Genomic DNA, 22521 nt, shown 5'->3' on the forward strand with positions numbered 1-22521 from the left:
TCGGGATTTTTTATTCTAGGAGGGTAAATACCCCGAGACTTGTCTCGTTAGTAAATTTTTAAAGTTTGAAAACGCGTTCAGCTAAAATGCTCCGTGGGCTTGCCCCGGAGAAACTTACTGGTGGTTAATTGGAAACTATTATTTACTCGATAATCGAGATTAAATGTTCTGAGGCTTGCCTAGAAATAATAAAAAATATTCTAATAACTACCTCATTGGTTTGTCCTTAGATAGTTTACTGTTTTAAATAATGTATCTCGCTTAGATTCTGTAATGTTTTTGCAGCCTGCTCTGCGGTGATATCACGTTGTGGGCCGGCAAACATTTCGTAACCTACCATAAACTTTTTAACCGTAGCCGAACGTAAAAGCGGTGGATAAAAACTCATATGCCAATGCCATTCTGGATAATCTGATCCATCAGTTGGGATTTGATGAATTCCGCTAGAATAGGGGAATGATGTTTCAAATAAGTTATCATATTTTATGGTCAATTTTTTAAGAATTTCAGCAAAAGCTTTTTCTTCTTCTTCGTTTAGCTGCCCAATATGTTGTTGATGTTTTTTTGGAGCGATCATAATTTCGTACGGCCAAACTGCCCAATACGGAACAAGTGCAACAAAATGCTCATTTTCAACAATAATTCTTTCTTTAGCTTCCAATTCCTGTGCAATGTAATCGCCTAGTAAGCTACTCTTGTTCTTATCCCAATATTCTTTAAAATGCTTTGATTTTTTTACAATTTCAGTTGGGATAGACATTTGCGACCAGATTTGCCCGTGTGGATGTGGATTACTACAACCCATAATGGCACCTTTATTTTCAAAGATCTGCACGTAATTGATATTTTCCTGGCTTCCTAACTCGGCATATTCCTTTTTCCATGTTTTCACCACTTTGGTAATATCTTTTTCTTCCATAAGAGGAAGCGTAAGCGAGTGATCTGGAGAAAAACAAACTACTTTACAGATGCCAACCTCAGTTTCAGCCTTCATCAATCCGTTTTCGTGAGTTTCAACCGGGCTATCGATTAAAAGGGCAGAGAAGTCATTAATAAAAGTGTATGGTTCTTTATAATCTGGATTTTTATCCCCTGTACTTCTTGTGTTCCCCGGGCATAAATAGCAGCTAGGATCGTAAGTTTCTTTTTTAGGCGTAGTATCCTTTTCGGTTTTTCCCTGCCATGGTCGTTTTGTACGATGCGGAGAACAAAGTATCCATTCGCCCGTTAAAATATTATATCGTCTATGAGGAATCGAATTAATATCCTGACTCATAATTTAAGTTTTCTATTAGTATTATACTTTTTCTACAATTGTCCCTTCACTTGGTGAAACGGCAATAGTATCTAATTTTATATTGAATTTTTTAAAGTAAGCTTCGGCAGCTTCGGCAACATATTCGTCGATCTTATCTGCTTCAATTAAATTAATGGTGCAACCGCCAAAACCACCACCCATCATGCGGGAACCATAGATGTAATCTTTATCTCTGGAGAATTCAACCAAAAAATCAAGTTCAGGACAACTTACTTCATAATTATACTGAAGTCCGTCGTGAGATCCATACATTAAATCACCAAATTCGTTAAGTTCACCAGCTTTTATGGCAGTAGTGGCATTTATTACACGCTCGTTTTCTTCGATAACATATTTAGCTCTTTGATACTGTTTTTCCTGTAATTGTTCTTTGAATTCTTTGAGCATTTCAAGATTTACATCACGTAAGCTTTTTACTTCCGGATATTTTTTCTGAATAACTTCAACGGCAGCCTCACATTCCTGTCTACGGGTATTATATTCGCTATCGGCAAGATTGTGGGAAACATTAGTATTTAGTAATAATAATTTGCAGGATTTAAAATCTGCCGGAATATATTCAGCATCTAAACTTTCACAATCCAGAAGTATAATATGATCTTTTTTGCTCATTACTGAAGCATATTGATCCATAATTCCGCATTTATTACCTACAAAATTATGTTCTGCTTTTTGAGATAATTTGGTAATTTCAGTTTTGCTTAATTCAAGATTAAAGAGCGCATTTAAGCCTGAGGCAAAACCACATTCTAGTGCTGCAGAAGAACTAATTCCTGCACCTGTAGACAAATCACTTTTTATAATGCAATCAAAACCTTTTAAAGATTTTCCTAAGGTAATAATCTCATTTGTTACACCTAAAACATAATTTTCCCAAGACTTGTTGCTTATAGCTAGCTTTTTAAGATCAAATTCTAGATAGGCATCGTATGTAGCACTAAAAACCCGGCAGGTACTATCGGTACCATTTTCTTTGAATTCGAAATAGATTTTTTTATCGATAGCCGTAGGCATTACAAATCCATTATTATAATCTGTATGTTCTCCTATTAGATTTATTCTTCCTGGTGAAGCGACTTTAATTTCAGGCTTAAAATTGGTAAAAGCTTCTGGTAAATTATGTGCGTTTGCTGAAGTACTCAATATGCTTATTTTTAATGAAAATTATAAATCAAATATAATAAACGTAAAATTTACATTCATCTTTTTAATAGATTATTTTTCAACTATTTCCCTATATTTATGTAAAAATTGTATAAAATACGCTTATGACCCCAGCTTTAAAAGATCAATATGTTCAAAAAGACAAAATGTATGTGGCAACCGACTGTATTATCTTCGGTTTTGATGCAGGCAAATTAAAACTACTTGTTTTTAAGCGCCGGGTTGCTCCATTTCTAGGAACTTGGTCTTTAATAGGAAGTTTTGTGAAAATGGAAGAGGATGTGAGCAACGCAGCAAAACGTGTACTTACCGAGATTACCGGTTTAGATAATGTTTTTATGGAGCAGCTTAAAGCTTATGGGCTAGCAGATCGTGATCCCGGTTATCGTTGTGTTTCTATTGCTCAATATGCTCTAATAAGAATCGATGAATACGACAAAGAATTAACCGAAAAGCATGGCGCGCACTGGTTTGAGTTAGAAGAATTGCCCGATCTAGTGCTCGATCACAACCAAATGGTTATCGATGCCATGGCCAGATTAAAACGAAAAGCCAGATATCAACCTATAGGATTTGAGTTACTTCCTGAAAAATTTACGATTCCGCAGCTACAAAGTTTATACGAAGCGATTTATCAGAAAAAGCTTGATGATCGCAATTTTCGGAAAAAACTGATGAGTCTTGGATTGCTAATTAAATTGAATGAGAAAGATAAATCGGGTTCTAGGCGTGGGGCTTTTCTTTATAAATTTGATTATACCAATTACCAAAAATTAGCAAAATCTGGGTATAATTTTGAAATTGCTTAATATATTTTCTATTATATGGTTATTTCATTATAAATATAATTTTTTTAAAAGTGATTTAATTTAGAATTCTTAATTTACATAGATTTTTAAATTTGATAAAATGAGCAAAACGAATCGAAGATTAGCTATTAAAACCATTACGCTTGGAGCCGGGGCTTTGGGTTTAAGTTCGTTTTCTGCTTTACAAGCAGAAACTAAGCGAACCGCTTTAAATGTAAAGCGCTTAAACAACAACATTAAGCATTCAGCATGCCGATGGTGCTACCAGAATATTCCTTTAGATGAGTTTGCTAAAAAAGCTGCAGAAATTGGATTAACAGGAATAGATCTTTTAAGACCCGAAGAATGGGATACGGTCGAAAAATATGGATTACAATGTTCGATGGCTACCGATAGTTTTGCAGATATTCAAAACGGATTTAATGAGGTTGAAAATCATAAACAATTACAAGCATCTTATAAAACTTTAATTGAAAAGGCGGGTAAGCGTGGTATCAAAAACGTCATTGTTTTCTCTGGGAATCGTAGAGGAATGGATGATGAAACCGGATTTAAAAATTGTGTTATTGGTTTAAGACCATTGTTGGAAATTGCTCAAGAATACAATGTAAATTTAGTGATGGAGCTTTTAAATAGTAAAGTAAATCATCCCGATTACATGTGCGATCATACCGAATGGGGTGTGGAACTGGCAAAACGCACAGAAATGCCAAATTTTAAATTGTTATATGATATTTACCATATGCAAGTTATGGAAGGTGACGTTATTGCAACTATAAAAAAGCATCACAAATACATTAATCATTATCATACCGGCGGAGTGCCAGGTAGAAATGAGATTAATGAATCTCAAGAATTATTTTATCCTGCGATTGTAAAAGCTATTGTAGAAACTGGCTTTGACGGTTATCTTGCTCAAGAATTTGTTCCTACCTATGATGATAAGCTTGCCGCTTTGAAAGAAGGAATCAAAATATGTGATGTGTAATATATCAATCACACATCACATATTTCAACTATTTATTTTTTATTAGTTTGCTTCGGAATCTTTTTTAGAGAGCTTGGTGGCCCAAAAAAGATTTTTACTGCTTCTTTAAAACTATCTGCATGTCGCATATTTCTAAAAATATCTACCCAAACATGAAATACATGCTTCACTGGATTAAAGTGTTTAGGCTGATCTATAATTCCGTAAATAGATTTCTCTCTTTCAGGCTCAAAAGTGCCAAATAAACGATCCCAAATTATAAATGTAGAGCCGTAATTTTTATCTAAATATTGTTCATTACGACCATGGTGCACGCGATGGTGAGAAGGTGTAACAAAGAAAAAGCTAAACCATTTAGGCATTCTGTCAATTAATTCTGTATGAATCCAAAACTGGTATAACACTGCAATTTGGTGACAGATAAAAAACACAATAGGGTTGAATCCTAAAAAACTAATAGGAATAAAGAATATTACTTTTATTTGTTGCGTCCAGGATAATCTAAAAGAAGTCGATAAGTTATACTTTTCAGAATTATGATGCGTCACATGGGTGGCCCATAAAAAATTTATTTCGTGGCCATAGCGATGGGCCCAATATCTGCAGAAGTCTAAAATAACGAAACATAAAATGCTCGTAAACCAATTTGTTGGAATGCTCCAAGGGACAATATTATAAACCCACAGCACTAATCCAAACATAATAGATTTGGTTACAAGTCCCTGTAGGACATATACCAAACCTATACTTAGTGATGTGAGAAAGTCTTTTTTCTCGTACCATTCTCGCTTTGTTTTCCAGCTGTAGTAAAATTCTAAAAGTGCCAAGCCAATCATTAGCGGGGCGGCATATAAAATTAAATCGGGGGCACTGGAAACAACACTGTCTAATGTGATTTCCTTTTTCATGGGGGTAATTTTTATTTTATGAATGATAATAGAAATTATCCCCATCAACAAATTTTAAATCACAAGATTTTTAAATTTTAACAATTGGCGATAAGGTACCTTCTAATCTGGCTTCAGCATGTTTCCAAACCAAGAATAACCTATAGATAAATTTACAGAATATCCATTTAAATCTTCATAAAAATCATTCTTAGAAACGAATAATTTCGCTCTAATTGCGCTAAAAGAAATATCTTTTCTACCCAGAAACAAATTAGGAATGGTATTGATATGAGTTCTAAGTTTAAAATCGGCACTTAACCCAAATAGAAAATTAAAATCAGTCATAATTAGATCGTGTTCTTCACCATCATAATTTATTTCTGAAAATTCTGTAATTGCCAAACCGGCAAAAGGAGTTAATTTCAATTTCGAATTGTCAATAATGGCGTAACCGTAAGAAATATCTATCAAAGCCACCGAAAATCGTTCTCTTTGTTCCCAATAAATGTTCCCTAGATATTCATCTTCTACGCGTCCTCCAGATATTGCTCCGTTAATATTCAAAATCGAATTTTTAAATGCTAAATCGAATCCAAACAAAAAACTTATAGAATTACCGAAATGCTCTTTAACCTCGCCGTTACGAAAGCTATAGAGCGCGCCTACGTTAAATCCCAGTCCGAAGTTTGCTTTCTCGTACTCCGGCAATTTATTATTATTGTAAATATCCAGCCGGTCTTCGATATTGGGTTTCCATTGTAGTATTACAGCATAGTTTCTTCCGTAGTCACTTTGTTTTTGGAACATGGCAACTTCATCATTTAAGTTCTGATAAATGTTCTGAAAAACGGTTTCAGCTGAATAATAAGAGCCTAATCTATCTAGTTCGTATTGTAATTTTCTTCTGTATAATTCAGCAATATCAAATATAATCTGATTGTACTCTAGGTTTTCTTCAGTTTTAAAATCTGGATGCACCCAGGATATCTGCGGATCGATGTAACAAAATGATTGTAATCTTAAAATTACCGTATCCTTGCGTTTCTGTTTTTCCGTAGTATACCCAATGGTATATTTTAATTCTGAAATAGAATGTTCAAAAGCAATTTCACGTTCCTGAAAATCATTCCAGGTTAAATTTCCTTCATTCCAGTCTTTTCTGGAAACCTGACTGTGTACCCCTACAAAAGCGAAGTAGATGATGATACAAAAATGTTTAATTTTCATTAATGATAATGGATTGCAGAATCCAAAAAGTAAGTTTAATCGATATATTTTGTGATTTAATAATGAATAAAAAATTATTTATAAATAACGGTTAAATGTATATAATTTTCTTGATATACAATTATAAAAAAAAAGTGCTAAATATTAAATTTTCAGAAGGTTAGGGGGAGTGAACCAAAAACAAAAAGAGCCGCCATTAGGCAGCTCTTTTATAACTTAACTTTTTAGTTGTTTATCCACATTTGGAAGAACCACAATCTTTACAGGTTAGGCAGCCTTCCTGATAGATAAGATTCGAAGAATTACAATTGCTACATTTTTCTTTTTTCGCAACGGTACCATCTTCGATAAAGCGTTTTAAGGCTCTCGCGACTCCGTTTTTCCAGGTATTAATAGATTCGGTATCCAACTGCAAGCTATTTACAAGATTTACCACGTTATCGATCGCCATACCATGTCTTAGTGTACTGGAAATAAGTTTTGCATAATTCCAGAATTCTGGATTAAACTTATGTGATAAGCCTTCTATGGTTGTTTTATAACCTCTTTTATTTTTATACTGAAAATCGTAGCGTGAAGAACCGTCTTCATTTCTATTTTTAATAATTAATCCTTCGTTTACCCAGCGAGGAATAAGAATACCGTCTTCATCATCTGAAAATCCGGTAAAAATTTCATAAGGTCTGCCATCGATCAAACCAATAAAGGCGATCCATTTATCTTTATTATTCTGGAAACGTACAACGTCAGCTTCTAAAACCTGAGGACGCTTAGTGGGGAATATTCCTTGAGTATCATTTTTTTCTTCTTTTTTGTCTTCATTAGAAATTAATACTCCAGAGCGGGAACCATCACGATAAACCGTAACACCTTTACATCCCGCTTCCCATGCTTCCAGATATAATTTGCCTACAAGTTCTTCGCTTACATCATTAGGTAAATTAATTGTAACACTTATTGAATGGTCTACCCATTTTTGTACAGCTCCTTGCATTCTTACTTTACTTAACCAATCTACGTCGTTACTGGTAGCTTGGTAGTAAGGAGAAGCTTTTACCAATTCATCTAACTCGGTATTAGAATAGTTTTTATCAATGTCGTGCCCATTAATTTTCATCCATTCTTTAAAACGATGGTGAAAAACCACATATTCTTCCCAGCTATCGCCAACTTCATCTACAAAATCAACGCGAGAATCCTTATCATTAGGATTTACTTTTCTTCGGCGTTTGTAAACTGGTAAGAAAACAGGTTCTATTCCTGAAGTTGTTTGCGTCATTAAACTAGTAGTACCAGTTGGTGCAATGGTTAGCAATGCGATATTTCTACGACCATGTTCCAACATATCGTAGTATAATTTTTCATCAGCTTCTTTTAATCGAAGTATAAATGGATTTTCTTTTTCTCTTTCAGAATCGAAAATAGTAAAAGCACCCCTTTCTTTTGCAGCATCTACAGAAGCACGATAAGCAGCAAGTGCGATATTTTTATGAATTTCGGTCGAAAAAGCAACACCTTCTTCGCTGCCATATCTTATTCCTAAACCGGCGAGCATATCACCTTCAGCAGTAATCCCAATACCAGTTCTTCTTCCTTCTTGTGCCTTCTTTTTAATATTTAACCAAAGATTGCGCTCTACTCCTTTAACCTCTTCGCTTTCAGGATCGGCTTCAATTTTCTCAAGAATGGCGTCAATTTTTTCTAATTCAAGATCGATAATATCGTCCATGATTCGTTGAGCTGCGCTAATATGTTTTTTGAAAAGCTCGTAGTTAAATTTCGCTTTCTCTGTAAATGGATCTTCAACGTAAGAAAATAAATTGATGGCTAACAATCGGCAAGAATCGTAAGGACAGAGCGGAATTTCGCCACATGGGTTTGTCGAAACAGTTTTATAACCTAGATCGGCATAACAATCGGGTACCGATTCGTTAATTACCGTGTCCCAGAATAAAATCCCTGGTTCAGCAGATTTCCAGGCATTATGCACAATTTTTTTCCAAAGTTTTTCTGCTTCAATCTCTTTACTGAATTTAGGCGTTTCACTAAAAACCGGATATTTTTGAGTGTAAGCTGTTTGATTTTTTACAGCTTTCATAAATTCATCATCAATTCTCACAGAAACATTTGCTCCGGTAACTTTACCCTGTTCCATTTTAGCATCGATAAAATCTTCTGAATCGGGATGATTAATCGATACGGAAAGCATTAAAGCACCACGGCGGCCATCTTGCGCTACTTCACGAGTAGAATTAGAATAGCGTTCCATAAAAGGGACAATGCCTGTTGAAGTTAAGGCTGAATTTTTTACCGGTGAACTTTTTGGTCGAATATGCGATAAGTCGTGGCCTACACCACCACGGCGTTTCATCAGCTGAACCTGCTCTTGGTCTATCTTCATGATTCCGCCATAAGAATCTGAGCTTCCATCATTACCAATAACAAAACAATTTGATAGCGATGCAATTTGGTGAGGATTTCCTATACCGGCCATAGGGCTGCCTTGGGGTACTATATATTTGAAATCTTTTATAAGATCGAAAACTTCATCTTCAGACATCGCATTGGGATAGCGTTGCTCTACTCTTGCAATCTCTTTTGCAATTCTGCGATGCATATCGTTTGGCGTAAGCTCATAAATATTTCCATCAGAATCTTTTAGAGCATATTTGTTTACCCAAACACGGGCAGCAAGATCGTCTCCTTTAAAATATTCTAGAGAAGCTTTAAAAGCTTCGTCTTGAGTGTAAGTAGTAGCTTTTTTGGGTGTTGTATCTACAGGCATAAAATCGCTTCGGTTAAATGAAAAAACTAAAATTTAAGAGCGATAAAAGTAAATAAATATTAAGGATTTTTTGTTCTTCTGGTTGATAAAAGTTATCAAAAATAAGTTGTTAATAAATTGTTTTTCAGTTATTTATTTGTTTTTGAATAAAGGAGAAGTGAACAAAAAACATCTATTTTTTGCTTTATGTAGAGGAGGTATTTAATAGATTCGTTATTAACGAATGTTGAGATTGCAAAAGTACTTTTTTGAATGAAAATACTATGAATTTTAACAAAAAAATCCGACTTAAAATATGTCGGATTTTTTTCTACTTCAGCTTCAATTTGAAGTTTTTAAATTTTGCCAATTTTTAATTTATTTCATAATAGACCAAACAGCATAAGAATTTGCAGGAGCTTCTATACTCACGTTTCCTGAATTTTCTGATTTGGGTTGAAAAGCAGAATTGCCGGTATAATCCATTAAAATCGTATTTTCCCAATCTGAAGCTACAATTCGGCGCTTATTATTAGCGCTAGTGTTGATGTATAAAATTAGACCTGGATTTTCTGCATTTCCGTTTCGTTTCATGATGTACTCGTCATCATCTACATGTAAAATTGTGACATCACCTATGGCTAAGCTATTGTGAATTTTAATCAGTTCCTGAATAGGTTGCTGGAACGCTTCATTTTTGTAATCGGAATAAAAAATACAAGGATAGCCGGGGTGCGTTAAAATATAAGCATAGGCTTTCAATTTATTTTCGGCAGCAATTACGTTGTTCTCGTCATCATCCTTTTCGGTATCATGATTTGCAGTAAAGGTGACGGCTTTATCGGCATTTGTTTTCCATAGCATATCATTCTCTAAAATTTGCAGATCGTCATTTCTATCAAATGCTTCTTCTAATTTATAGAATGTTGAAAAATCGAATACACTACTGCCAGTTTCGTCTATAAATTTTCGCAGCACATCTGGATTGCCGTCCCAAAGTTCACTTACTGCAAAACCGCCAACTTCATCTAACCAGTTTTTAATTACAAAAGGTTCAAAACCTAGCACATAATCAAAACGCCAGCCATCAAATCCCATCACGTTTTTATAGTATTTAGCAACAGAATTCTCATTCTTCCATAACCAGTCCTTAACGCGCTCTCTGTGATGATCTAAGTTTGTTTCTTGATAAAATAAACTTGGCGGATCGTACTCGCTTACGCTATTAGGATAAAAATCTTCGTAATTTCTATTAAACATTCCTGAAGCATTGCCATGAGTTTCGTCGAAAAGCGTGTATGTATCTCTTTCACGATAAGGATTGTATTCTAAACCACCACCAGAATTATGATTTAAAACGATATCGGCAATTACTTGCAGATTATTTTCATGCGCTTCAGCAATTAAGCTTTCTAAATCTTCACGAGTTCCAAATCGCGTAGGTATCGTACTATGTTGATTATATTCTCCAAAATCAAAATAATCGGAAGGATCGTAGCCCATAGAATATCCGCCTGATTGCCCTTTACTTGCTGGCGGTAACCAAATACGATCTACCCCATTTTCAGACCAATCGCTAATTTGTTCTGCGATGGTATTCCACCATTCAAATCTTGGTTCTACATCCCAGTAAAATGCCTGCATCATTACTCGAGATCCATTATCGTAATCTGATAAGTTCAATGCTGAAACTGTTTCGGGTTGCTCTACATCGTTATCATTTTCTGAATCTAGAACCATATCATCATCTGAAGAACAACTAAATATAAGAGCCAAAATCAGAAAATAGAGTAGAGGAATACTTGTAATTTTTTTCATAAGAAAAGAAGTTAAAAAAGGCTGCCATCGCAGCCTTTTTATTAGTAGTTTTTATTCTTCAACCTGTGGAATTAATAAGTAGCGTCCATCTAGATCATTAAACCAGATATTATAGGTCCCTGGAGCTGCAGTAATATTCTCACCTCCTAAATTAGTTTCTCCACTAATTGCTGCTGAAGCGATACCCCAACTTACATCCCATGCATCGTTGGCTCTAAATTTAAACTCACCATCGTTAAGCACGAAATCTTTTATATACCATATATGAGGATTAAATTCAGATTGCGTCATATCGGTATCGGCATCCCATCCACCTGGTGTTGAGTCACCAATGATTCCTATGCTTGTGTAACTAGGTGCATCATTAGTTGCAAGAGTTTCCATAGAATAAGTGCCATCTGAAACATTTACGATTAAACTATAGTAGGTATCCTCATTAACTTTAAATGCATTAGGATCGCCACCTAAAACCTCGCTGCTGGTTACTAATTCTTCTGAAATTCCCCATTGTGGCTGCCATTGGCCTAAATTTTCTAAAAGTTTAAATCCTTCAACATCGGCACCTCCTGCGAATCTTCCTTCAAAATAATAGATGTCATCATTTTCAGCATCTCTAAAAAGAGGGGTGTTATTATTGTCATTACTCCATCCTGCAGCAGTAGCATCACCAACCAAATAAAGTTCTCTTTTTAGTTCTAAAGCATCAGTATTTTCCGGAAGCATTACCATAACACTTAAGGTATCTGAATATTGCTCCACTAAGTTGCCGCCACCATTACTGCCGGCATAGGCCCGAACTCTAAAATAAAGTTCGCCAGAGTTTGGTGCTTCTGTATCTGGATCGTTATCTAAACCGGCATCTTTTGCCAGTTCTAACATGTTTTTAACCGTAACTGCTGCATTAGTACTTTTACCATCACTTATTGCAGCTATGGTATCGAAAGTAGAAGAAGTAGCTCCCTGTAGTTCATAATTAATAGGTGTTTGAACACCAAAATCTACTGCATTCCAAACAAAACGTTCTGCCAGATTGTTAGCGTTATTTGTTTCTAAAGTATAAACTTCAGCAGCGGAATTGGTAAATAAAATTCCGTTAGGATCTTCTTTTGCGACAAATGTAAAATCATCATCGTCTGAGCAAGAAAAAGTAGTGAAGATTCCTAAAAATGCGATTAAAAGGTATTTAAAATTTCTCATAGTTTTAAATATTTTAGTATCCTGAGTTTTGTGTAAGATTTGGATTTATGGAAATGATATTGCTTGGAAGGGGAAATATTTCTCTATATTCTGAAACTGAAGTTCCCGGGCGAATACCACCTTTAAATGGCCACAAGTAATTGGCAGAGGTGAATTTATTGAAACGTATTAAATCTGTTCTACGCTGTCCTTCCCAATATAATTCTCGAGCTCTTTCGTTTAAAATAAGGTCTAAATTAACATCTGAAGAAGAAATATTTCCGGTGTTATTACCAAAAGCACGTTCTCTTAACTCATTAATATAATTAGTAGCGGTTTGTAAATCTCCACCCGAACCACCGCGTGTAACAGCTTCAGCATATACCAAATAAATATCAGCTAATCTAATTAAAGGTAGATCGGTATCTGTGAAATTACCTGCTTCGTCACTACCACTATTTCCCTGGCTGTCTATATTGCTGAATTTTACTACGGCATAACCATCACTAAAAGTATTTGCAATGGTATTAATTTCAAGGTTTTGACCATCGGTATAGAACATAGCTCTTTTATCGTTCCAGGCTATAGGATTACCATCTTCATCGGTCTCGGTGATCGCATAATCAAACTTAGATACTAATGCTTTAGTAGTTCTTAAACCTTCCCAACCACCGTTAACACCATAGTCTGAGGCTGTCATCGATCCGCCAATAGCAGCATGTACTAAAAAGCTTGTGCCGCCATAGGTTCTAGAGTTATTTCCATCAAAATTCAATACAAAGATGAATTCTTTTTGGGCGCCATTACTATTGTTGTCTGCAAGAAACAATTCGTCATAAGCAGATCCGTTTCCGTTAGCATCTGTTGTGTTTATAGCGTAAGAAGAATTTATGGTTTGTTTGGCATAAGCTATAGCATCGGTATATCTGTCTTCATTCACCCATGTTTCAGCATTTAAATATAATTTAGAAAGTAAAGCCCATGCTGCAACGCGATCTACTCTGCCATATTCGTTAGCACCGCTTTCTTTTAATTGATCTTGAATATCTAATAATTCAGATTCCACAAAATCAAACACCTCTTCTCTAGAATTTTGGGCAGGAAGAGCAGTAGAAACTTCAGTTACTATTGGAATATTCGCATATAAATCAATAAGGTTATAATAGGCAAAGGCACGTAAAAAACGAGCTTCTGCAATGTAGTACCCAACTTCGCTATTATCGCTTAAACTTTCTGCATTATTAATAAACGAATTACAAAAAGAAACTTCTTGTGCTAATCGATAGTACATTGCGGTGGTAAAAATGTTTCCCGCTTCCCAGTTCATGGCGTGAAGGTCTGGTAAACCTGGATCTCCCCAACTAACCACAGCATTATCTGTAGTTAATTCATTCAGATTAAAAAGCATTCTGGAATATTGTGAAGTACCTTCATCGATACTTGTAATATCAGGTTTTCCAGAAGGGCCTTCCTGGCCGGTTAATGCTAAACTTGCATACAATTTGGCTATTGCACCTCTTGCTTCATCTGCATTTGCGAAAACATCATTTTCAGTAAAATTATTAGGATCTATTTTAGGATCTTGATCCAGATCGTCATGACAGGATACCAGCAGCGTAATAGGTAGGGCCAGCATCAATTTTTTTATCAAGTTTATCGTTTTCATAAGTCTTTTTTAAAAATTAAGAGATACACCTATAGTATATATTCGTGGTCTTGGGTAGAAATTATTATCGATACCCGTGGTTGGAAAATCACCACCTATATAAATTTCAGGATCCAAACCATCGTAATCGGTAACGGTAAGCACATTTTGAGCAGAACCATAAACGCGTAGATTAGAATCTTCAAAAATTTGATTGAAAGTATAACCAAGGGTAATATTATCGAGCTTAAAGAAGGATGCATCCTGAACGTAGTAATCGCTTCTTAAATTAGTATCGGTTAAGGATTTGAAACCTGTTGAATAATAATCACGATGTAGATTACTTAAAATTCCATTTATTGTGGCTTTCGTTTCATAAGCACGGCTAGAAGCCATGTTGTTGTATGCATAATTTCCTAAACTAGCTCTTGTAACCACTGCCAAGTCCCAATTTTTGTAATTCAGGTTGGTATTGAAGCCCATGGTAATATCTGCAAACGGATCTTTATATAAGTATTTATCTTTTTCTGTAATCTGATTGTCCCCATTACGATCTACATAGGCACCTTCGATAGGTTTCCCGTCTTCATTATAAACTTGTTTATACACCCAGAAACTGAACGGTGAATAGCCTTCTTTATGAAGTTGAACCGTGTTACCAGTACCGCCATCTATACCACCAACCTCAACTTGATCTGGTAAATTGGTAATTTCGTTCTTATTTAAAGCCATGTTGAAGCCAATATTCCACGTAAAATCTTCAGTTTGAATAGGAATGGCATTTAATTCAAATTCAATCCCCTTATTTTCCATGTCGCCAATATTGCTTTCAATTCTGTTTGAAAAATTAGTGAAAGGATCTACTGTTACATTACTAATTAAATCTTGAGTTGTTTTGATATACGCGTTAATAGATCCTGAAATGCGGCTATTAAAAAAAGCATAATCAATCCCGGCATTTAGCGTATTTCCTACTTCCCAACGTAAATTTTTATTGATAGGTTCTGGTCGATAGGTTTGATAATAATTGTCACCTAGTTGATAATCGGCCCCGGCAATACTTTTGTTATAACGAGTTAAATACTTGTAATCGCCCAAACCATTTACATTCCCAATTTCCCCGTAACCTATGCGCAGTTTTAATTGATTGATCTTTTCAGTATTGAAAAGGTTCTCATTACTTATATTCCAGGCTAAAGCTACTGAAGGAAAATAGCCCCATCTGTCATCAGGATTTAATTTAGAAGAAGCATCTGCTCGTAAAGTGGCGGTAACTAGATATTTATCGTCATAATTATAATTAGCGCGACCAAAATACGATAATAGAACACTTTTATATTTAGTTATGGTATTAGGATTTAATCCGTCTTTTTCGCGTAAACTATTATAATCGAATTTATGCGTTTCAAAGCTCTGGTAAGAGTATCCTCCAACTAATTTAAGATTGTTTTTATCGTTAAAATCTTTATCGTAAGTAAGATATGCATCTAATAATTTGTTGGTAGATTCATTTTCGTAATTGGTAAAAGAACCTTCCCAGTCGGTATTTGAAGATGGCATCTCTTCAGAAGTAATTACGCGACCATGGCTGTTGGTTTTATCTAAACCAATGTTTATGGTAGCGGTTAATTCAGGTAAAAAATGAAGACGATAATCTACTTTGGTATTGCCTATAAATCTTCTAATTTCTGAAGTATCGTCTTTAAAGCGTAACAAAGCTACAGGATTGGTGGGAGCCAGGTTTTGCTGATAACCTTCAGAGTTTAGCCATGTATAGTAACCACCAAATGGAGAAGCTTCGTCATAAATTGGCTGAGTAGGATCGAAATCTACTGAAGCACCAATAGCATCTTTATTTGCAAAAGTATTTTCAGTATACATTCCTCTGGCATTTACTTCTACTTTTAGGTGACCATCCATAAATGAAGGGCGTAAACTTAACGAAGCAGTTGTTCTGGAGAAATTATCAGAATCTAATATTCCATCCTGATCTGTATAACCAACAGAAGCCCGGGTTGGCATAAAACCACCTATATTACCGGTAGTACTGAAATTATGCTCAAAACCTATTGCGTCTTTATAAATTTGATCTTGCCAATTTGTGTTTGCGTCTCCTAATAATTCGATAGCCGATTCGCTACCAATCTGGGTTACAAGTTCTCTAAAGTCACCTGCATTTAAAACATCAACATAATCGGTAGGACGATACAAGGTAGTAGCGCTAGAATAATTGAATTTAAACTCTTGGCCTTTCCCTTTTTTAGTGGTAATCATAATTACACCGTTAGCAGCCCTAGATCCATAGATTGCTGTAGCAGAGGCATCTTTTAAAACCGTCATGCTTTCAATATCATTAGGATTTATAAAGTCTAATGGATTTCTGGATCCTCCTATGCTTTCATTATTTAATGGAATTCCATCTACAACAAATAATGGCGAACTATTTAAAGAAATAGAACCAATACCTCTAATATTAATATTTTGACCTTCACCTGGCGCACCACCACCAGAAGTTACATTTACACCAGCAATTTTACCGGTTATTAACTGGCTTGCGGTGTTAACCTGTCCTTTATTAAAATCTTCAGTAGAAATTTGATTCACCGCCCCAGTTGCATCTTTTTTACGAATGGTACCATAACCTACAACTACCACTTCGTCTAATTGAGACTGATTTTCTTTTAGTAACACGTTAATTTCGTTCTGTCCGGTAAATTCAATTTCTTCGGTTTCAAAGCCAAGAAAAGAATAGGCAATGGTATCTCCAACTACAAGGTTTTCGATAGTGTATAAACCGTCAAAATCGGTCATCGTTCCGTTAGAGGTTCCTTTCACTATCACGTTTGCACCGGGAACAGGCATTCCTGTAGCGGCTTCTGTAACTGTTCCCGAGACTTGCTCCTGAGCAAAAAACTGGATAGGCAACAAGCAAAGTAAACCTAGTATTCCTTTAGTAATCGTTTTCATAAATTTCAATATCTAATTTTACTTGTTAGATCTTATATTTTTACTTCCTGTGGTTAAAATTATATAAATTTTATCTTCTTTTTTTGAGGATATGTCAATGAAAGTACACTACAACGTTGTAGTGTTGAAAACTTTTCTCTTTTACGCCCGGAAAATCTCTAAATCGTAAAAGAAACTATGATTTTATAGTATTTTTGGAATATTGGAAGAGCGCAAATCATGTAGATTTAATATTATGAGGCCAAAACTTACTTTAAAGCAAATTGCAAGAGAATTAGATGTTTCAATTTCAACCGTATCAAAATCCTTAAGGGATAGTCCTGAAATTGGGGAAGATACCAGAAAAAAAGTACAGGCATTTGCCAAATTATATAATTATAAACCTAATAATATTGCGCTAAGTCTTAAAAATCGAAAAACAAAAACCATAGGTGTTGTTATTCCAGAGATCATTCATCATTTTTTTACTACGGTTATTAGCGGAATTGAGCATGTGGCAAATGAGCGTGGTTATAGTGTTATTATTTGCCTTTCAGACAACAGTTTTGATAAAGAAGTATTGAATATGGAAATGCTGGCCAATGGTAGTATCGATGGTTTTATAGTTTCTGTGGCTAAAGAAACCATGCAAAAAGAGGATTATCATCATTTAACCGAAGTGGTTAATCAGGGAATGCCTTTAGTGCTTTTTGATCGTTCGGTAGAACAAATTCCGTCAGACAAGGTTATCATTGATGATATAAAAGGAGCGAAAAAGGCAGTTCAATGTCTTATTGATAAAGGAGCCAAAAATATAGGGATTATCTCTACCGTAGATTATATTAGTGTGGGTAAATTAAGAACTCAGGGATATACCGATGCGCTTAAAGAAAATGGATTTGATGTAATTGAAAGAAATATTCTGAAAATAGAGAATATGGAAGAGGTAGAGCAGGAAATTTCAGCTTTTATAAAAGAAGGAGATTTTGATGCGCTCTTTGCCGTAAACGAACATTTTGCAGCAGATGCTGTACGTGCGGTTCAGGAAAAAGGACAAAAAGTTCCTGATGATGTTCAGGTTATCGGTTTTACTGATGGTGAATTGTCGAAACGTTTTATTCCCAGTTTAACCACTATTAGTCAGCATGGGAGTAGAATGGGAGAGGAAGCAGCAAGATTATTAATTGAAAAATTAGAAAAATCACCTAACGAAGAAGAAAGTTATAAAACTATCATCGTAGATACAGGTTTAATAGAACGCGAATCAACAAAGTAGTGATTTAATGCAGCAATTTTTAAATTATTAATTATATTTATCCCCAAATTAGTTAATTTATCAAAGCTTATATTTTTACTTCCTACCTAAATTAAGTTTTGATAAGTCTTAGTGCTTATCGTAACCATTTAAAATTACGATATGCAGAAACGCAAATTAAGTTTCTGGGAAATTTGGAATATGACGTTCGGTTTTCTAGGAATTCAAATGGGCTTTGCATTGCAAAATGCTAACGCAAGCCGTATTCTTCAGGTTTTTGGTGCAGAGGTCGAACATCTTTCATGGTTTTGGATCGTCGCTCCTGTTACCGGTTTGATCGTTCAACCTATCATTGGTTATTATAGCGATCGCACTTGGACCAAATTGGGTAGACGCCGACCGTTTTTCTTAACAGGTGGAATATTGGCCGCCATTGGTTTGGTTTTAATGCCAAATGCCGATTTATTTACCGCAATTATGCCATCCTTATGGGTTGGTGCCGGCATGTTAATGATAATGGATGCGTCTTTTAACGTAGCCATGGAGCCATTTAGAGCATTAGTGGCCGATAACCTTCCAAGTGATCAACGAACCTTAGGTTTTAGTATTCAAACAGTACTAATTGGAATTGGAGCTGTAGTAGGCTCATGGTTACCTTATGTATTAACCAATTGGTTTGGATTTACAAATAGAGCTGCGGAAGGGGAGATTCCTTTAAATCTTCTTTTATCTTTTATTATTGGTGCTGTGGTTTTAATTGTAAGCATCTTAATTACAGTATGTACAACTAAAGAATACAGCCCAGAAGAATTAGAGCATTTTCACGCTCAGGAAGATAAACCAGATGAAGTAGTTCCAGATGAAGAGAAATCTAAGATCACCGATATTTTTACCGATTTTGTAAAAATGCCACACACGATGCGTCAGCTAAGCTGGGTGCAATTTTTTTCTTGGTTTGGATTGTTTGGAATGTGGGTATTTGCTACCCCGGCAATTGCGCATCATATCTATGGTTTGCCACTTTCAGATTCTAGTAGTGAGACGTATCAGGATGCAGCGGATTGGGTTGGTATCTTATTTGGAGTTTATAATGCCGTTTCTGCAGTTTTTGCGTTTTTCTTACCGGTAATTGCCAAAAAAGTAGGCCGTAAAAAAACACATATTATTTCATTACTTATTGGTGGAGCAGGTTTGCTTTCTATCTATGTAATGCCAGATGAAAATTGGGTGATCTTAAGCATGGTTGGTATTGGTATTGCCTGGGCTAGTATTCTGGCGATGCCTTATGCTATTTTAGCCGGAGCGATACCACCTCGAAAAATGGGTGTTTATATGGGGATTTTTAACTTCTTTATTGTGGTGCCGCAGATAATAAATGCGCTTATAGGTGGTCCAATGGTAAAATACCTTTATGGCGGTGATCCTATTTATGCGCTAATGATGAGTGGTGTTGCCTTTATTATTGCCGCGATTCTAACCCTTAGAATAGACGACGATGACGAAGAAGTCTCATCTAATATTGCTACTAACTAAGAATTCAAGAAACATTAAAATGAGTGAAAAAGCTATCATATTCGATCTTGATGGTGTAATCGTAGATACTGCAAAATTCCATTTTTTAGCCTGGAAAAAACTGGCTAATGATTTGGGTTTCGATTTTACCAAAGAGCAGAATGAAGAATTAAAAGGAGTGAGCCGGGTAGATTCGCTAAAAAAGATACTGAACTGGGGAAATAAACAACTTTCAGAAGAAGAGTTTAATCGCCAAATGCAGTTAAAGAACGAGAATTACCTGTCTTATGTAAATAAGATGGATAAAGGAGAGGTGCTCCCGGGAGTGCAAAAAGTTTTGGATTATTTAGAAGAAAATAACATTCCGTATGCATTAGGATCGGCGAGTAAAAATGCACGTCATATTTTAGAAAAAATAGACTTAAAGGATGGATTTGCTGCAATTGTAGATGGTACAGACGTAAGCAAAGCGAAACCAGATCCTGAAGTTTTCTTAATTGCTGCTGAAAAACTGAATATCGCTCCGCAAAACTGTATCGTTTTTGAAGATTCGGTGGCCGGAGTACAGGCAGCGAACAAAGGTGAAATGATAAGCATTGGGATTGGCGAAGAAAAAACACTTTATGAAGCCGATTATATCTTCATTGATTTTACAGAGATCTCGATTGAATTTTTAAAAAATCTACTCCAAAATAAATAAAATAACGAATGAATCAGGATTATATTAAACCAGATGCATGGTCCATTATAGAAGAGGGTTTTGATGCCACGCGCGTCGAATCTTCAGAAAGTTTATTCAGTATTGGTAACGGCGCCATGGGGCAACGTGCCAATTTTGAAGAGCAATATTCTGGCGACACCTTTCAGGGAAATTATATCGCCGGTGTTTTTTATCCCGATAAAACAAAAGTGGGTTGGTGGAAAAACGGCTATCCCGAATATTTTGCTAAGGTTTTAAATGCCCCAAATTGGATAGGAATTAATGTTGCTATAAACGAAGAAGCTTTAGATCTTAATACCTGTAAAGCGGTAAAAGATTTTGTGCGCGAATTAAATATGAAAGAAGGCTATCACCAACGAAGTTTTGTTGCGGTGATGCCAAACGATCTTGAAGTAAAAGTAATCGCAACTCGTTTCCTTTCTATTGTCGACGACGAGTTAGGTGCTATAAACTACGAAGTTGAGGTGCTAAATGCCGATGCGGTAGTAAAATTTACGCCTTATCTGGATGGCGGGATCACCAACCGTGACGCTAACTGGGAAGAGCGTTTTTGGCAGACTTTAGAAGTTAAGGCTATAAATGATCAGGCGTTTGTAGTCTCTAAAACCCTAAAAACCGAATATCATGTTGGCACTTATATGCAATCTGAAATCACTTTGAATGGTGAAAAACTTCAGATTGAAGGTGAAGTAGAAAAAGCCGAAGATCAGGTAAGTATTTCATATTCTGTTAAAGTAAATAAAGGTGAAAAAATTACGCTTCAAAAATATGCCGGTTATGTAACCGATATGAATCATAAGCAAGATTCGTTAATTGAAGCGGCAAAAAATGTATTGCAAAAAGCGACAACTTCAGGTTTTGCAAAATTACTTCAGGAGCAAAAAGAAGCCTGGGCAAGAATCTGGGAAATGGCCGATATCACCATCGATGGTGATGTAAAGGCGCAACAGGGAATTCGGTTTAATATTTTTCAACTAAATCAAACTTATTTAGGAAAAGACGAACGATTAAATATTGGTCCTAAAGGATTTACCGGCGAGAAATATGGCGGTAGCACCTATTGGGATACCGAGGCGTATTGTATTCCGTTTTATATGGCAACCAAAGATCAGCAGGTGGCTAGAAACCTGTTGACGTATCGCTACAATCATTTAGAAAAGGCAATAGAAAATGCACTAAAATTAGGCTTTACTAATGGAGCGGCGCTTTACCCGATGGTAACCATGAATGGAGAAGAGAGCCATAACGAATGGGAAATTACTTTTGAAGAAATCCACCGTAACGGAGCCATGGTTTTTGCCATTTATAACTATGTTCGATTTACAGGAGATTACAGTTATGTGCCAGAAATGGGGCTGGAAGTAATGATCGCGATTGCAAGATTTTGGCAGCAACGCGCAAACTTCAGTAAAAACAAAAATAAATATGTAATTCTTGGCGTTACCGGACCAAACGAATACGAAAATAATGTAAACAATAACTGGTACACTAATTATTTAGCGAAATGGTGTATCGAATATTGTATCGAAAATATCGAGAAAATTAAAGCGGAATATGCGGATGATCATGCTCGAATTTTAGCCAAAACTAATTTAAATTCAGAAGAAATTGCGAAGTGGAAAGATGTAGCTGATAATATGTATTTCCCGTATTCTGAAGAATTTGGCGTGTATCTTCAACAAGATGGTTTTTTAGATAAAGAAATTGAGCCGGTTAGCAAGCTTACAAAAAACCAGCGTCCAATTAACCAAAATTGGAGTTGGGATCGCATTCTAAGAAGTTGCTACATCAAACAGGCCGATGTGCTTCAGGGATTCTATTTCTTTGAAGATCATTTTTCCGAAGAAAACCTAGAAAAGCACTTCGATTTCTACGAACCTATTACTGTTCACGAATCTTCGTTATCGCCTTGTGTACATAGTATTCAGGCCGCAAAACTGGGTAGAATGGAACAGGCCTATACTTTTTATTTACGGACTTCTCGATTAGATTTAGACGATTATAATCACGAAGTAAAAGAAGGTTGCCACATTACGAGCATGGCGGGAACCTGGATGAGTATTGTAGAAGGTTTTGGAGGAATGCGTGTTGTGGATGGAAAATTATCGTTTACCCCAAAATTGCCGAAACAATGGAAAAGCTTTAGTTTTAAAGTGAATTTCAGAAATCAGATTGTAACCATTAATATTGGTCAAAAACAGACCACATTTTTGGTTGAAGGAAATAAACCATTAAGCATTTTGCTTAATGGAAAAGAAATAAATGTCCAAAACACCTAAGTATATAAT

At 35.6% G+C, this 22521-nt stretch carries 15 protein-coding genes; 6 read left to right on the top strand and 9 right to left on the bottom strand.

Translation table 11 applies throughout. From position 1 onward, the window contains the following. Positions 1 to 235 precede the first annotated feature (235 nt). Both PBT91_RS06160 and galK read right to left on the bottom strand, forming a co-directional pair. The gene (locus PBT91_RS06160; RefSeq protein ID WP_270060899.1) at positions 236 to 1276 is read right to left on the bottom strand and encodes a UDP-glucose--hexose-1-phosphate uridylyltransferase; all 1041 of its coding nucleotides are present in this window, start codon (positions 1274 to 1276) and stop codon (positions 236 to 238) included. 21 nt (positions 1277 to 1297) lie between these two features. After that, positions 1298 to 2461, bottom strand: a complete 1164-nt coding sequence (galK, locus tag PBT91_RS06165) for a galactokinase (protein WP_270060900.1) — start codon at positions 2459 to 2461, stop codon at positions 1298 to 1300. A 125-nt stretch (positions 2462 to 2586) separates the two neighbouring features. On the opposite strand from galK, the gene PBT91_RS06170 reads away from it, so the two are divergent. Both PBT91_RS06170 and PBT91_RS06175 read left to right on the top strand, forming a co-directional pair. Further along, positions 2587 to 3291 (top strand): NUDIX hydrolase, encoded by a 705-nt coding sequence (locus PBT91_RS06170; protein ID WP_270060901.1) that lies wholly within the window; start codon positions 2587 to 2589, stop codon positions 3289 to 3291. Positions 3292 to 3391: 100 nt separating this feature from the next. Next, on the top strand, positions 3392 to 4279 hold the full coding sequence (locus tag PBT91_RS06175) for a hydroxypyruvate isomerase family protein (protein ID WP_270060902.1): 888 nt from the start codon (positions 3392 to 3394) through the stop codon (positions 4277 to 4279). A gap of 32 nt (positions 4280 to 4311) precedes the next feature. Here the strand turns inward: PBT91_RS06175 and PBT91_RS06180 are convergent, their stop codons facing one another. The 7 genes from PBT91_RS06180 to PBT91_RS06210 all read right to left on the bottom strand — a co-directional run bounded on the left by PBT91_RS06180 (position 4312) and on the right by PBT91_RS06210 (position 16766). After that, the gene (locus PBT91_RS06180; RefSeq protein WP_270060903.1) at positions 4312 to 5187 is read right to left on the bottom strand and encodes a sterol desaturase family protein; all 876 of its coding nucleotides are present in this window, start codon (positions 5185 to 5187) and stop codon (positions 4312 to 4314) included. 102 nt (positions 5188 to 5289) lie between these two features. Beyond that, positions 5290 to 6396, bottom strand: coding sequence for a hypothetical protein (locus PBT91_RS06185; protein ID WP_270060904.1), 1107 nt, complete (start codon positions 6394 to 6396; stop codon positions 5290 to 5292). A 232-nt stretch (positions 6397 to 6628) separates the two neighbouring features. Next, complete coding sequence (locus tag PBT91_RS06190) at positions 6629 to 9181, bottom strand: adenosylcobalamin-dependent ribonucleoside-diphosphate reductase (RefSeq protein ID WP_270060905.1); 2553 nt, start codon at positions 9179 to 9181, stop codon at positions 6629 to 6631. Positions 9182 to 9538: 357 nt separating this feature from the next. After that, positions 9539 to 10978, bottom strand: a complete 1440-nt coding sequence (locus PBT91_RS06195) for an alpha-amylase (protein ID WP_270060906.1) — start codon at positions 10976 to 10978, stop codon at positions 9539 to 9541. A gap of 51 nt (positions 10979 to 11029) precedes the next feature. Continuing rightward, complete coding sequence (locus PBT91_RS06200) at positions 11030 to 12175, bottom strand: SusF/SusE family outer membrane protein (RefSeq protein ID WP_270060907.1); 1146 nt, start codon at positions 12173 to 12175, stop codon at positions 11030 to 11032. A gap of 13 nt (positions 12176 to 12188) precedes the next feature. Further along, positions 12189 to 13820 carry a RagB/SusD family nutrient uptake outer membrane protein gene (locus PBT91_RS06205; protein ID WP_270060908.1) on the bottom strand — a complete coding sequence of 544 codons (1632 nt, stop codon included), beginning with the start codon at positions 13818 to 13820 and terminating at the stop codon, positions 12189 to 12191. Positions 13821 to 13829: 9 nt separating this feature from the next. Then, the gene (locus PBT91_RS06210) at positions 13830 to 16766 is read right to left on the bottom strand and encodes a SusC/RagA family TonB-linked outer membrane protein (protein WP_270060909.1); all 2937 of its coding nucleotides are present in this window, start codon (positions 16764 to 16766) and stop codon (positions 13830 to 13832) included. Positions 16767 to 17001: 235 nt separating this feature from the next. Between PBT91_RS06210 and PBT91_RS06215 the strand changes: the two genes are divergently transcribed. The 4 genes from PBT91_RS06215 to PBT91_RS06230 all read left to right on the top strand — a co-directional run bounded on the left by PBT91_RS06215 (position 17002) and on the right by PBT91_RS06230 (position 22512). Next, positions 17002 to 18021 carry a LacI family DNA-binding transcriptional regulator gene (locus tag PBT91_RS06215; protein ID WP_270060910.1) on the top strand — a complete coding sequence of 340 codons (1020 nt, stop codon included), beginning with the start codon at positions 17002 to 17004 and terminating at the stop codon, positions 18019 to 18021. 141 nt (positions 18022 to 18162) lie between these two features. Next, entirely contained in the window at positions 18163 to 19533 is a 1371-nt protein-coding gene (locus tag PBT91_RS06220; RefSeq protein WP_270060911.1) for an MFS transporter, read from the top strand. A 19-nt stretch (positions 19534 to 19552) separates the two neighbouring features. Further along, positions 19553 to 20212, top strand: coding sequence for a beta-phosphoglucomutase (gene pgmB / locus PBT91_RS06225; RefSeq protein WP_270060912.1), 660 nt, complete (start codon positions 19553 to 19555; stop codon positions 20210 to 20212). 8 nt (positions 20213 to 20220) lie between these two features. Further along, the gene (locus tag PBT91_RS06230) at positions 20221 to 22512 is read left to right on the top strand and encodes a glycoside hydrolase family 65 protein (RefSeq protein ID WP_270060913.1); all 2292 of its coding nucleotides are present in this window, start codon (positions 20221 to 20223) and stop codon (positions 22510 to 22512) included. Positions 22513 to 22521 lie beyond the last annotated feature (9 nt).

Source organism: Zunongwangia sp. HGR-M22, from assembly GCF_027594425.1.
Taxonomy (GTDB): Bacteria; Bacteroidota; Bacteroidia; order Flavobacteriales; family Flavobacteriaceae; genus Zunongwangia.